At 65.6% G+C, this 13,868-nt stretch carries 10 protein-coding genes; 5 read left to right on the top strand and 5 right to left on the bottom strand.

Annotation, left to right across the window (positions count from 1 at the left end; all coding sequences use genetic code 11):
- Nucleotides 1–9: 9 nt before the first annotated feature.
- From ACFOKF_RS10835 to gltX, 3 genes are all read right to left on the bottom strand, one after another.
- Nucleotides 10–1,131 (bottom strand): HPP family protein, encoded by a 1,122-nt coding sequence (locus tag ACFOKF_RS10835; RefSeq protein ID WP_380795587.1) that lies wholly within the window; start codon nucleotides 1,129–1,131, stop codon nucleotides 10–12.
- Between the two features lie 146 nt (nucleotides 1,132–1,277).
- Nucleotides 1,278–2,564 (bottom strand): citrate synthase, encoded by a 1,287-nt coding sequence (locus ACFOKF_RS10830; protein WP_380795586.1) that lies wholly within the window; start codon nucleotides 2,562–2,564, stop codon nucleotides 1,278–1,280.
- Between the two features lie 20 nt (nucleotides 2,565–2,584).
- Nucleotides 2,585–4,027, bottom strand: coding sequence for a glutamate--tRNA ligase (gene gltX, locus ACFOKF_RS10825; RefSeq protein WP_380795585.1), 1,443 nt, complete (start codon nucleotides 4,025–4,027; stop codon nucleotides 2,585–2,587).
- A 112-nt stretch (nucleotides 4,028–4,139) separates the two neighbouring features.
- On the opposite strand from gltX, the gene ACFOKF_RS10820 reads away from it, so the two are divergent.
- A complete protein-coding gene (locus ACFOKF_RS10820; RefSeq protein ID WP_380797748.1) occupies nucleotides 4,140–6,200 on the top strand; it encodes a ComEC/Rec2 family competence protein in 2,061 nt (686 codons plus the stop codon).
- Here the strand turns inward: ACFOKF_RS10820 and lexA are convergent.
- Both lexA and ACFOKF_RS10810 read right to left on the bottom strand, forming a co-directional pair.
- A complete protein-coding gene (gene lexA / locus ACFOKF_RS10815) occupies nucleotides 6,197–6,883 on the bottom strand; it encodes a transcriptional repressor LexA (RefSeq protein WP_380795583.1) in 687 nt (228 codons plus the stop codon). The genes ACFOKF_RS10820 and lexA overlap by 4 nt on opposite strands.
- A gap of 96 nt (nucleotides 6,884–6,979) precedes the next feature.
- Nucleotides 6,980–9,658 (bottom strand): hypothetical protein, encoded by a 2,679-nt coding sequence (locus tag ACFOKF_RS10810; protein ID WP_380795582.1) that lies wholly within the window; start codon nucleotides 9,656–9,658, stop codon nucleotides 6,980–6,982.
- A gap of 80 nt (nucleotides 9,659–9,738) precedes the next feature.
- Here ACFOKF_RS10810 and ACFOKF_RS10805 point away from each other — a divergent pair, with 80 nt between their 5' ends.
- The 4 genes from ACFOKF_RS10805 (at nucleotide 9,739) to ACFOKF_RS10790 (ending at nucleotide 13,850) form a co-directional block, all read left to right on the top strand.
- Nucleotides 9,739–10,041, top strand: coding sequence for an Hpt domain-containing protein (locus ACFOKF_RS10805; protein WP_380795581.1), 303 nt, complete (start codon nucleotides 9,739–9,741; stop codon nucleotides 10,039–10,041).
- A 91-nt stretch (nucleotides 10,042–10,132) separates the two neighbouring features.
- Entirely contained in the window at nucleotides 10,133–11,299 is a 1,167-nt protein-coding gene (locus tag ACFOKF_RS10800; protein ID WP_380795579.1) for a hypothetical protein, read from the top strand.
- Between the two features lie 89 nt (nucleotides 11,300–11,388).
- Entirely contained in the window at nucleotides 11,389–12,474 is a 1,086-nt protein-coding gene (locus ACFOKF_RS10795) for a hypothetical protein (RefSeq protein WP_380795577.1), read from the top strand.
- Nucleotides 12,471–13,850 carry a sensor histidine kinase gene (locus tag ACFOKF_RS10790; RefSeq protein ID WP_380795576.1) on the top strand — a complete coding sequence of 460 codons (1,380 nt, stop codon included), beginning with the start codon at nucleotides 12,471–12,473 and terminating at the stop codon, nucleotides 13,848–13,850. Before ACFOKF_RS10795 ends, ACFOKF_RS10790 begins: the two co-directional genes overlap by 4 nt.
- Nucleotides 13,851–13,868: the final 18 nt, after the last annotated feature.

The following is a 13,868-nucleotide window of genomic DNA, read 5'->3' as shown; positions in this document are numbered from 1 at the left end:
GTGGTGGCGTCAGCGCGATAATGTGTCGTCGATCTGATCGGGCGAATGTAGCAGGAACAGCGCGAGCAGATCGGTCTGGGTGATCAGGCCTTGCAGCCGGTGATCAGCGTCGATCACGATCGCTTCGCGTCGGGGGCCGTTGCTGAACGGCGCGATCAGTCGGGCGACCGGCGTGTCGGCATGAACGAGCAGCGGACGGCGGGCGATGTCGGCGGCTTGCGCACCGGGCCGGGCGAGATCAAGCGCCCCTATGATGCCCTGTATCTGGCCGGAATTACTGATGACCGGCAGGGACAGCAGGCCACGATCCTGCATCAGGTCGCGGACCTGCGCGATGGAGGCATGTGCAGCGACATGCATAATGTCGCGCGACATGATGTCGCCGCAGCGCACCGTGCCCGTCATTCTGGCGGCGGCGCGCAACTCAGCGTCCGCGAGCAGGGCATGCAGGTCGCGTTCGTCCACATCCAGCCTGTCGCCGAAATCATGGAGGGCATCGGCGATGTCCTGATGGCTGGGGCCGGCGCGGAGCAGCGGCGGCGGATCGGCCGTATCATGGGGTGTTACGGCTTTGGGTGCGACATGGGGGTAATTCTGTCCGGCGATCCGATGGAAGAGGATGGCGACGACCAGCAGCAGCACTGTATTCACGCCAACGGGGACGAGGGCGAACATATAGCTGCTCGCCACTGTTTTTGCGCCCAGCGCGGCGGACAGGGCGACGGCGCCGCCGGGCGGGTGAAGGCAGCGCAACAGCGACATGATGGCTATGGCCGCGCCGACGGCCAGTGCGGCGGCAATGGTGGGATCGGGTACAGCCTTGGCCACGAAAATGCCGACCAGCGCAGAAATGACATTGCCGCCCAGGACCGGCCAGGGCTGGGCGAGCGGGCTTGCCGGGACGGCAAAGAGTAACACCGCAGATGCACCCATCGGCGCGACCAGCAACGGATGCGCTAGGCCGCTGCCCAGCATCAGGCCGCACAGCAGGCCGGTGATGGCGATGCCGCCGATGGCGCCGCTTGCGGCCTTCAGCCGGTCGAGAAGGCTGGAGCCAGCCGGCGCGGGAATGAACGCGCTATAATAGCGGCTCCAGATCAGGCGGACGTCGTCTTTGGGGGCGTCGGACATACAGGCGCCGCTAGGCGGCAACGATGGAACGACCAAGCGGGAAAAATTTCGGGTCGGCTAAGCGTAGCTTTGCCGATTCCCATCGACGACAAAAAAACGGCGCCCGATCAGGGGCGCCGTTTCTTCACTGTCCGTGGTGCCGTCGCTTAGCGCGCGTCGACCGGAACATAGTCGCGCTCGGTCGGGCCTGTGTACAGCTGACGCGGGCGGCCGATCTTCTGCGCTGGGTCCGAAATCATTTCGTTCCACTGCGCGACCCAGCCCACGGTGCGGGCGAGGGCGAAGAGCACGGTGAACATTTCGGTCGGGAAGCCGATGGCCGACAGGATCACGCCCGAATAGAAGTCCACATTGGGGTAGAGCTTCTTTTCGACGAAGTACGGATCGTTGAGCGCAATCTGCTCCAGTTCTTTGGCGACATCGAAGATGGGGTCGTTGACGCCCAGCTTTTCCAGAACATCCTTCGCGGTCTTCTGCATCACGGTCGCGCGCGGATCGTAATTTTTGTAGACGCGATGGCCAAAGCCCATCAGGCGGAACGGATCATCCTTGTTCTTGGCGCGGGCGATATATTCCGGGATGCGATCGACGGTGCCGATTTCGCGCAGCATGTTGAGCGCGGCTTCGTTCGCGCCGCCATGCGCCGGACCCCACAGGCAGGCGATGCCGGCCGCGATGCAGGCGAACGGATTGGCGCCCGACGAACCGGCAAGGCGCACGGTCGAGGTCGACGCATTCTGTTCATGGTCGGCATGGAGGATGAAAATCTTGTCCATCGCGTCCACGATCACCGGATCGGGAATATAGTCTTCCGCCGGGACCGAGAAGGTCATGCGCAGGAAGTTGGCGGTGTAGGACAGGTCGTTGCGCGGATAGACGAAGGGCTGACCCACCGAATATTTGTGCGCCATCGCGGCGATCGTCGGCATCTTGGCGATCAGGCGGTGGCTGGCGATGCGGCGCTGTTCGGGATCGTTAATGTCGGTCGAATCGTGATAGAAGGCCGACAGCGCGCCGACCACGCCGACCATGATCGCCATCGGGTGCGCGTCACGACGGAAGCCGCGGAAGAACGCCGTCAGCTGTTCGTGGATCATGGTGTGGCGGGTAATGGTGTTGGTGAAGTCCGCCAGTTCGCTCTTCGAAGGCAGTTCGCCGTTCAGCAGCAGGTAGCAGACTTCCATGAAGCTGGACTGTTCGGCCAACTGGCCGATCGGATAGCCGCGATGCAGCAGCACGCCGGCGTCGCCATCGATATAGGTGAGGCCCGATTCACAGCTGGCGGTCGAGGTGAAACCCGGATCGTAGGTGAACATGCCGGTGTTGGCGTAGAGCTTTCGAACGTCGATGACCTGGGGACCGACCGTACCATCCATGATGGCGTAGTCTTTCGCCTCTCCCCCAACGGTCAAACTGGCTTTGTTATCCGACATGTTTTTCTCCTTGTATGCCATCAACCGGCCGTTGCGTGCCCTGCAGCGGTCAGTCGTTCCAAGCTCGCCTCTTTCCCAAGCAGGAAGAGGACGTCAAAAATGCCCGGCGAGGTCGTTCGGCCGGTGAGCGCCGCACGCAGCGGTTGCGCCACCTTGCCAAGGCCCAGGCCCGCATCCTCTGCCACGCGGCGTATAACGTCTTCGATCGCTTCAACCGTCCAGGACTGGACGGGCTGGAGAACGTCGGCTGTCTTGATCAGCAGCGCGCGCGCGGAATCGTCTAGCAGAGCGGATGCCTTCTCGTCAAAATCGAGCGGGCAATTTTTGAACAAAAATTCGGCGCCTTCGGCAATTTCGTTAAGGGTTTTGGCGCGCGGCTTCAGCGACGCCATCGCCTGTGTCAAAATGCCAAGTCCGTTTTCAGGAAAAACCTTTCCAAGCCGCTGCGCGATGCGCGGCGCGACCAGTTCGGCCAGTCGCGAGTCGTCGGCTTCGCGCAGATAATGGCCGTTCAGATTTTCCAGCTTCTTGATATCGAAACGGGACGGGGAGCGGCCCACGCCGCTGATGTCGAACAGTTCGATCGCGCGATCGAGCGGGATGAACTCCTCATCGCCATGACCCCAGCCCAGACGCAGCAGATAGTTCAGCACCGCTTCGGGCAGCATCCCCATGTCGTCGCGATAGGCGTCCACGCCCAGCGCGCCATGCCGCTTGGACAATTTCGCGCCGTCCGATCCGTGGATCAGCGGGATATGCGCATAGGTGGGTTCTTCCCAGCCCATGGCTTTTATGATGCTAAGCTGACGGAAGGCGTTGTTGAGATGATCATCGCCGCGGATGACATGGGTGACGCCCATGTCATGATCGTCAACCACAACCGCTAGCATATAGGTGGGCGTGCCGTCGGACCGGAGCAGGATCATGTCGTCCAGTTCCGCATTCTGCACGACCACGCGGCCCTGCACCGCATCCTCGATCACGGTTTCGCCTGTCTGCGGCGCCTTGATGCGGATGACAAAGGGCGCGCCTTCGGGCGCTTCTGCCGGCGAACGGTCGCGCCAGCGGCCGTCATAGCGCATCGGCTGCTTGGCGGCGCGCTGCTGTTCCCGCAATTCGGCCAGTTCTTCGGGCGTCGCATAGCAGCGATAAGCGTGACCAGCCTCCAGAAGCTGGTTGGCGACTTCCGCGTGGCGCGGGGTGCGTTCGAACTGGAAGACGGCCGGCTCGTCGCCGCCCAGACCCAGCCATTCCAGGCCGTCGAAGATCGCGGCCACGGCTTCCTCGGTGGAGCGGGCGCGATCGGTATCCTCGACGCGGAGCAGGAACTTGCCGCCATGGTGGCGGGCGTAGAGCCAGTTGAAGAGCGCTGTGCGAGCGCCGCCAATGTGGAGGAACCCCGTGGGGGACGGGGCGAAACGGGTCACCACCTGCTTGTTCATTCCCGTTGCACTTGCCGTCATATTCTCTGACATTCGCCTTTGCTGACCCATGGATGCGCCGCCCCCTAGCACGGCTTTTGAGCCACGACAAACCTCCCTTGGAGCAAGGGGGGCGCTGTTGTTCCAGACGGGGATGGAAACAGTTGAAAGCTGGCTGGAACGGGAGCGGGAACAGGTCGGGCTATGGGCGCCGGTTGCGCTGGGCGGCGGCATTGCCGGATGGTTTGTGCTGCCGCACGCCATGGCCTGGCTGGCCTTTTGCTGCGTGGCGCTTGGCCTAGCCTGCATGGGGGCGATGCTGCCCGTTGGCGGGCGGTTGCGCCATATGATTGTCGCTGGCGCAATATTGCTTTGTTTTGGTTGCATGCTGGTGTGGGGCAAGGCCACCCTGATGGGGCAGCCGCCGCTGGCGCGGGCGATGTTCGTGCGATTGACCGGGGATGTTGTCGGCGTGCGGCCGGTGCCGGCGCAGAAAATGGTGCGTGTGATGCTGCGGCCGGTCGAAGCGCCGATGCTGCCGGCAATGGTGCGGGTGAATATTGCCGACGCCGATGTGCCGAAGGGATTGGGGCAGGGCGCTCGCATCCGGTTCCGGGTGCGGTTGATGCCGCCCGCGCCGCCCAGTGTGCCGGGCGGCTATGATTTTGCCGCGCGCGCCTATTTTCAGGGGATTGGCGCGACCGGCAAGGCGCTGAAGCCGGTCGAGATGCTGCGCCCTTCGTCCGCCGGACCATCTCTGCGCGCGCGCCTGTTCGGGCATATTGTGGATCGGGTCGATGGCCCGGCCGAGGGGATCGCCGCCGCGCTGGCGACCGGCGATCAGGGGGCGATCCCAGAAAGCGATGCGGAGGCGATGCGGCGCAGCGGGCTGGCGCATCTGCTGTCCATCAGCGGGTTGCATGTCACGGCGTTGATCGGTGCGGTCATCTTCCTGTTGATGCGGGTGATGGCGCTCAGCGCGCGGGCGGCGCTGGACTGGCCGCTGATGCTGATCGCCGCCACCGGCGGCGCGCTCGCCGGAATTGGCTATACCTTGCTGACCGGGGCGGAGGTGCCCACGGTGCGCTCCTGCGTCGCCGCGCTGCTGGTGCTGGGCGGTCTGGCGATGGGGCGGGATGCGGTGACGCTGCGACTGGTGGCGACCGGCGCGCTGATCGTGCTGCTGTTCTGGCCCGAAGCGCTCGCCGGGCCGAGTTTCCAAATGAGCTTTGCCGCCGTGACGGCGCTGGTCGCGCTGGCCGAGCATCCCCGCTTTCGCGCCTTTGCGGTGGCGCGCGATGAAAGTGCGATTCGCAAGGCGGGCCGGATGCTGGCGGTCATGCTGGCGACCGGCATCGCCGTGGAACTGGTGCTGATGCCGATTGCGCTGTTCCATTTTCATAAGGCGGGATTGCTGGGTGCATTCGCCAATCTGATTGCGATCCCGCTGACGACCTTCATCATCATGCCGCTGGAGGCATTGGCGTTGCTGCTGGATGTGATCGGGCTGGGCGCGCCCTGCTGGTGGCTGACGGAGCAGACGCTTAACCTGCTGCTGGGACTTGCCCATGGCGTGTCGGCCAGTCCGATGGCGACGCTGCTCGCGCCGACGATGGGCATGGGTCTGTTCGGCGTCGCGATGGCGGGGTTGCTCTGGTGCCTGTTGTGGCGGACGCGGGTGCGATGGCTGGGGCTGGCGCCAGTGGTGACGGGCGTGGCGATGACGTTTTTTGCATCGCCGCCAGACCTGCTGATTACCGGTGACGGGCGACATGTGGCGGTGCGCACCGATAGGGGCATGGCCATATTGCGCGATCGGGCGGGCGACTATGTGCGCGATGTCCTGTCGGAAAGCGCGGGCTATGACGGGGAATTGACGGCGATTGCCGACCTGCCCGACGCGCGCTGTTCAACCGATCTGTGCGCCGTGCGGGTGAAAGACCAAGCGGAGCGGATCTGGCGATTGCTGTTCACGCGCAGCGATGCGCTGATTGCGCGGCGCGACTTTGCGCGCGATTGCGCAGCGGCCGATATTGTAGTCAGCGACCGCGGGTTGCCGCGCTGGTGTCGGCCGCGCTGGATGAAGATCGACCGCCGGCTGCTGTCGCGCACCGGCGGCCTGTCCATCACGCTCGAAACGGGCGAAGTTCACACCGTCTTCAGGCCGGGCGACGCGCATCCCTGGATTGCGCGCCGCCGGTTTCGAACGCCTTAATTATAGCGGCGCAGCAGGCCGGCGAGCTTGCCCTGAATGCGGACCTGGCGGGGATCATAGATTTGCGGTTCATAGGCCGCATTGGCCGGATCGAGCCGGACCTTCGCGCCTTCACGGCGGAAATATTTGAGCGTCGCTTCCGCCTCGTCGATCAGCGCGACGACGATCTGGCCTTCGCGCGCGGTCTCGGTGCGCTGAATGAGAGCGAAGTCGCCGTCAAGAATGCCGGCTTCCATCATCGAATCGCCTGACACTTCCAGCGCATAATGATCGCCGGCGCCCAGCAAAGCTGCGGGCACGGAGAGCATGGCGTGCCCCTCCATCGCCTCGATCGGCACGCCCGCCGCGATGCGGCCATGCAGGGGGATTTCAATGACGTCATTGGCGGCGGTCGGCAGCATGGGCGGCTGAACCGGCGGCGCGACCTTCGGCTGAAGCGCAACGACCGGCGCAGGCACGCGATGCATGGCGTCGGGCAGCTTGAGCACTTCGAGCGCGCGGGCGCGGTTAGGCAGGCGGCGAATGAAGCCGCGTTCCTCCAGCGCGTTGATCAGGCGATGGATGCCCGATTTGGAGCGCAGATCGAGCGCATCCTTCATTTCCTCGAACGAGGGCGAGACGCCGCCCTCTTCCAGTCGGGTCTGAATGAAGCTCAGCAATTCCTGCTGCTTGGGCGTCAACATCGCTGCGGTCCTCCGTGGAACGTATGAGGAACGCATAGGAAACACATCGGGGTTAGTCAAGCGTTTGCGGGCCTATCTGCGGCCCGCCATCCGACCTTATTGCCGCAACCGTTCGATCGCCTGGGCCAGCGCGACATAGAGCTTGCCCATGTCGGACGAGAGGATGGCCACGCCCAGCGCATTGCCGTCCCGTGCAGACAGGATGATCCGCAACATCGCCTCGAAATCGTGGATGTAGCGGTTCACATGGTCGCGGAAGTCGGCGTCATTGTCATAATGCAATGCGATTTCGCGCGATTCTCCGGCATCCAGCAACTTGACTGCGCGCCGGGTGAACACACCCCGATCGCCCTTCAGATAGGCCGACCAGGCCGAATCGGTCACATCGTTGGACAGGATCTTCGCCACGTCGATCGCGGTGCTGTTGAGCGATTCGATCAGCAAGGCGGATCGGCGGGCGAAATGGTCGCGGTCTCGATCTTCGGACGCCTGCTGCGCCTCGACGATGCGCTGTTCTACATTGGCGCTGGTGTCGGCGATGGTCAGCAATTGGCGGGTCAGTCGTTCTGACGCCTGATGCGCGGCCTTGACCGCTTCTTCGGCGACACGGGCGACCTGCTCGATCTGCGCCGTCACCTTTTCGCCGATCACGCCTTCCAGCGCAGCATCGCTCGCCTCGGCCAGCTGTTGCGCGGCCTCCGGAATGGCGCGGCCCAGCGCCTGTCGCGCGCGTTCCGCCGCCTGATCGGCCGTGTCCTTGACGCGCAGTAGAGCCGTGACCAGCAGCGGCCCTGCGCCTTCGGTGATGCGGCGCGCATCCTGATCGGCGGCATCCAGCGCCGTGCGCAGGCGATCGACGAGTTCGCGATTGGCGGTAAGGCCGCCCTGCGTGCTTTCCAGCCATTCAGTCAAACGGCTGCCCTGGCCGCGCAGCAGCGATTCGGCCTCCTCGGCGCGGCCGACCAGCGCTTCGGAAATCGCCTCCAGCCGCTCCATTTCGGGCGTCGTGCTGCCCAGAAGGGCGCGGCTTTGCGCCATGCGATTGTCGAACCGGGTCAGTGCGCCGGGATAGGTTTCATCCAGTTCGCGCACGCTGGAATCGAGCGCAACCATCAGCGTTTCGGCGGCGCCGATCAGCTTCTCGGCGGTCAGGCCGCCGGCCGTGAGCGCATTGTCGATGCGCTGCGTCTCCTCGGTCATGCGGGCCAGCGCGGCGGTCAGCCGTTCGCTGCGGGCCAGCGCATTGTCCTCCAGCGCGGCGAACCGGCCTTCGGTGGACGCAATCGTATCATGCAGACCCGCGTGCAGGCCGGACATCAGGCTGCGCTGCCCTTCGACCATCGTGTCGAGCTGATGCAGGCGGCTTTCAATATCGCCGATCATGTCGCTGAGGCTGGCGACCGTTTCGCCGCCAATGGCGTCCAGGCTTTGGCGCGACCGGGCGATCAGCGCGTCGAGCGAATCGGCCTGCGTCGAAAGCCCGCCGCTGGTGATGGCAAGATTTTCCTGCGCCCGTTCCAGCGCGGCCTCCAGCCGGCGGCGCAAATCGCTGTCGATCACTTCCATATCGCGCGACAGGGCGGCGATCGCCTGCTGGCTGGTCGCATCAATGCCCTTTTGCGCGCCGGACAGCAGCGTTTCGAGCGCTTCGGCCCGGCGGGACAATCCCTGATCGGTGGTGGCGAAGCTGTCCCGCGCAGAATGAAGGATGCTGTCGATCCGGGCGCGCAGGGCGCCGCCGATGGCGTCAAGATCGTCCGCCAGCGACGCGCGCACCTGATCGCTGGTGCTGGCGACGCCGGCCTGCGCCGCTTCGATCGTGGTGGTCAGCGCGACGGCATGCGCCTCCATATCCTGGCGGCTGCGATCCATCGCCTGACGGGCGCTTTGCGCGGTCGCATCGATCCGACTGGAAGCAATGTCGGCCAGGCCGGTGACTTCCTGCGTCGCGGCGCGGGTGTTTTCCTGCAACTGGGTGAGCTGGCTCGACAGGCTTTTGGTGGCAGCCAGCGTGCGGGTGCGCGCCTCGTCCGACACTTCGGTCAGCGCGTGCAGTCGGGCCTCCAGCATGTCGATGCGTTCGGCAAGCGCATGGCCATCGTCCATGATCCGCGCGCTCATGCGGCCGGCGCGTTCCTCCAGTTCGGGAATGGAGCCGATCAGCGTTTCCATCCGCTCGACCAGCGCCATGCCGGCGCGCTCGGCGCTTTCGGCCAGTTCGGTGGTGGAATGCGCGCGCGCGGCGATCAGTTCGGCGGACGCTTCCATATTGCTGCTGGCGGCCGCGCCATAGCTGTCGAGCAGTTCGGCCTTGTCCTGCATCGTCTGCCGCGCGCTTTCCAGCTGGGCGCTGATGCGGCCAAGGCGCAGTTCCAGCAGATCGGCTTCGGTGCGCAGCGCGCGGGCCGTATCGAGATAGCGGCGCGATTCGGTGCGGCTGTTGCGCACCAGCAGCAGATAGGCGAGCGCCAGCAGGATGAGCGGCGCCGTCAGCGTGGCGACAGCGCTGGCCCAGGCGGACGGCCCGGCCAGCAGATCGCCCGACATGATCATCGCCCAGAGCGCAAAGCCCGTCCACGCCACGCCCAGCAGCGACAGGCCGATGCGCACCCGTCGGACCATCGTTTCGCCAGCGCCATCGGCCGGATCATCCAGATCGTCGATTTCCAGAACAGCCTGTTTCAAAAGTAAAATATCATCCGCCTGCGACTCGTTAACGGTCGCGCCCGGTTCGTCTCGCCAAAATTCGACGATTTTGCTGTTGCCCCCTGTCATGCCCGCATCCTAGCAGTTTTTCCGCCCGCGCAAATGCCCTGTTACCAAAACTTAACGCACGCCAGATAGCGTCCGTCGCCATGTCTTATGATTCCGGCGCCCTTCACGCAGCCCTGGCGGCAGCCGTTGGCGAAGATCAGGCGCTGATCGCCGATCTGCGCATCGCCTTCATGGAAAGCGCCACGCATCATGTCGACCTGCTCAGCCGGGCGCGGTGCGACGCCAATTGGGAACTGGCCGCCTGGCGGCTCAAAGGGCTGGCGGCGAGTTTTGGCCTGACCGCACTGATGGTACTGGCGGATGAGGCGGCGCAATCGGCGCCGGGCGATCCGCGCATCGTGCGGCAATTGCGCGCCGTGCTGGACAGCCTGCGCCAGGACTGATTCGCAATCATCGGGCCGGCGCTGCTTGCGCTAATGCGTCCGCCTTGCGAAAAGGTCGCCCGCACAACAATCGGGTCACAAGCGTAACGACATGAGTTTCGCCGCAATTCTCAGCGCCAGCAGGCCATCGACCGATTCGCCGCCCGGATTGCGGGCAAGCCTGCATTTCGCCGGGCAAACGCTGGTCGAATATCAGGCGCGCCAGGCGGTGCAGGCCGGCGCGGACCGCATCCTGATCTTGGTCAGCGTCATCACGCCCGCCCTGTCGCAGGCTGTCGATCGTCTGAGCGCGGACGGCATTGCGGTCGCACTGGTGCGCGACATGGTGTCGATGGTGCGGGATGCGCCGCGCGACGGCGACGTTCTGCTGGTGGCGGACGGCGCCGTCGTGGCGCAGGCGCATTTCGACAATATCGGCGCGAACGAAGGCAATGCGCTGCTGGTGGCGGACGACAGCCGGGCGAGCGGCCCGCTGGAGCGAATCGACGCCGGGCAGCGCTGGGCCGGGCTGGCGCGGGTCGGCCCCGACCTGTTGTTCGGCACGCTGGACATGATCGGCGACTGGGATCTGGCGCTGACGCTGGTGCGTGCGGCGGTGCAGAAGGGCGCGCGTCGCGTCACCGTGCCGCAGGACGATCTGCTGGAAGGGCGCGTTGCTCTGGTCGAAAGCCAGGAGCAGGCGGATCTGGTGGCGCAGGCGGTAACGGCCGCCGGCGCATCGAGCGTGCGCGGGCGCGGCGGGATCGAACATTATCTGCTGGCGCCGCTGGCGCGCCGGATCGGCCCGGCGCTGATGCGGATGCAGGTGCCTGCGGTGCAGGTGCGGATTGCCGCCATGGCGCTGGGCGCGATCGCGCTGGTGCCGATCGAACTGCAATGGATGCTGACCGGCTTTGGCATCCTGATCGGGGCGCTGTTGCTGGCGGAGACGGCTGATCGGCTGGATGAACTGGCGCTGCGGCCGCCGCCGCTTGGGTGGACTGCATTTGTCACGCCGGGCTTCGCGCTGATGGGTGTGGCGCTGGCTGGAGCGGACGCGCTATCCACCTATCTGGCTCTGCTGCTGGCGGTGATCCTGACGGCCGATCGCTGGGGGCGCACGGGCGCGGCCCGGCCATGGATGGTCGCAACCCCCGGCGGCGTGCTGCTGCTGTTGCTGCTGGCCGGGCTGATCGGCGCGACAGAGAGCGGATATGACGTTGCGATGGTGATGGCCATCGCGTCGGTCGCAGCCATATTGCTCCGCAAACCCGGCTGATCTGGATCGGGGCTGAATTTTGTTTCGACCCCGGATTTTCGCCGTCAGGGTTTAGTGCATTTTAACGACGTGCGATTATGCTGCACCGCATGAACGCCCTTTCGTCCCTTACCGGCACGGTCATGGCGGGCGGCTGGCCAATGGCGCGCGTCATGGCCGGCATGTCCGCCGTGCCGGTTGGCCATGCGATCGATCTGGCCCTATTCTTTCCGAACGATGATCTGACGCGGCACGATGCGCTGATCGCCGAAACGCGGCGCCATCTGGGCGGCTGCGTGGCGGCGGTGGAAATGGCCATGCGCCTGTCGTTCGACCATGCGCCCCACATCGCGGCCGCGTTGGACCGTTGGCCTGAGCCGCTGGTCTGGCCGATGGTGCGGGCGCAACCGACTTTGCTCGGCCCCGGATTGCTGGCGCATATGCAGATGCGCGCGGGCGTGACGCTGATGCTGCGGCAATCTGGCGAGGCGGATTTGGAACGGCCGGGGGAGGCCGCGTCCGACCTGCCTACGGCCGATGATCCCGATCTGGGCGACGCGGTGTCGGCGCTGGCGCTGACCGAAGGACGCTGGCTGATGCTGGGGGGGGAAGACCGGCCGATGCGGCCCGACCTGCCGGCCGAACATTATGCCGAACTGGTGTGGACGGTCGCGGCCTGCCTGGCGGCGGTGGCGCAGCGCACCATGCCCGATGGGGGCGATGCGTTGCTGGGCGCGTTCGAACGATCGGGCTGGGCGTTGCTGACCGATCATGACGAAGCGGCCGGGCCGATCGCGCAGGCGGATCAGCTGGTGCGCCGGATGGGGGACCGCGCCGATTCGCTGACGCTGGTTGGTGCCGCGCTCGACCAGAGGCGCTTCCTGTTGTTCACGGCGCTGGCGGCGCGCCGGCTGCGGCTGGATAGCGTGCAGGTGGCGGACATGCTGGTGCTAGGCCCTCTGTCGGACGTCGCCCTGCTATGCCGGGCGCTTGGGGGATCGGACAGCGATTATCGCCATCTGCTGATTGCGCTGCGGCCGGTGCGCCCGGCCTTGTCCGATGTCGCGATCGTCGCGGAGGCCGAACGCTATCAGATGCTGAATGATGGCGACGTCGATCTGGCGATCGGCGCGCTGCGCACGCCGGCCGCTTTCCGCGCGAAGCTGGATCATCTCCGGGCGGTCTGCCCGGCATGAACAATCCGGCGCATCCCGCCATTGTCCGCGCCACGCTGGCCACTGATGGCCGGTTGCTGGAGGCGGATGCGCCATTGCTGGCGTTGCAGCGGGAAGCCGGGGCCGATCTGGGAATGGTGATCGCGGTGCCGCAACTGGCGGCGATCGTCAGACTGGCGGCGCGATTGAACGTCACATTGTCGCGTCCGGTGGTCGCAGCGGCGGAGCGGGGCGACATCGACATGTGGGTGCGCGCCCGGCCCGAAGGCAATGGCGTCACCCTGTCCGTCGTCGACTGGCGCGAACGGCCGCCACTGGACATGCCGGCCGACAATGGTCAGCGCGACGCCGACATTGCCGCCCTGTCCGAAGGATGGACCTGGCAAATCGACACGCAATTGCGGTTCGAAATGGTGCTGGAGGGCGAAGGGCAGGATGGCGCGCTGCCGCCGGAGCCGCCCGTGCCCGGCAGCCGGTTTTCCAGCTATTTTCAGCTTCAGGCCAATGCCGACGGCGACATGGCGATGCTGCGCGGCTTTGCCCTGCGCCGCGCCTTTCGCGATCAGCAGGCGGTGCTGGCGAAGGATGCCGCCAGCCGCTTCAGCCTGTCGGCCTTTCCGATGTTCGATCAGGCGGGGCAGCTGAAGGGCTATCGGGGCACGGCCTTCCCGATGGTGCGCGCGGTCGTGGCGCCGATGGCGCAGGAACCGCAGTTGACGCTCTATCCCGCAGAGTTCGGGCGGCGGCTGGACCGATCGCTGCGTCAGCCGCTGGGCCGGATCATCGCCAATGCCGATACGATCAGCGCCCAGCTGGAAGGACCGCTGCGTCCCGACTATGCCGGCTATGCCAGCGATATTGCGGTGGCCGGCCGGCATCTGATGGCGCTGGTCGATGATCTGGCGGATTTACAGGCGATCGACCGGCCGGACTTCAGCGTGGTGGCCGAACCTGTCGATCTGGCGGATCTGGGCCGGCGGGCGGCCGGGCTGCTGGCGGTCAAGGCGCTGGATCGGCGGATCGCCATCGTCGCGCCGTCGCCTGACGCCTCGCTGATGGCGACTGGTGAGTTTCGCCGCGTGCTTCAGATATTGGTCAATCTGGTCGGTAATGCCGTGCGCTACGCGCCCGAAGGCAGTGAAGTGCGGATCGCCACCGAATGGGAAAGCGGACAGGCCCGCATCGCCGTGATCGACCAGGGTAGCGGCGTCGACCCGGCGAATCGCGAACGTATTTTCGAAAAGTTCGAACGGCTGGGCCGGGACGATGCCGGCGGCAGCGGTCTTGGCCTCTATATCTCGCGCCGGCTGGCCCGCGCCATGGGCGGCGACATCGTCATTGGCGGCGCGCCGGGCGAAGGCGCGCGCTTCATCCTGTCTCTGCCGGTGTCGGGCTGACGGACACAAAAAAAGGGC

The sequence above is a fragment of the Sphingobium rhizovicinum genome (assembly GCF_042647625.1).
GTDB lineage: Bacteria > Pseudomonadota > Alphaproteobacteria > Sphingomonadales > Sphingomonadaceae > Sphingobium > Sphingobium rhizovicinum.
This window is presented reverse-complemented; position numbering and strand designations above follow the sequence as displayed.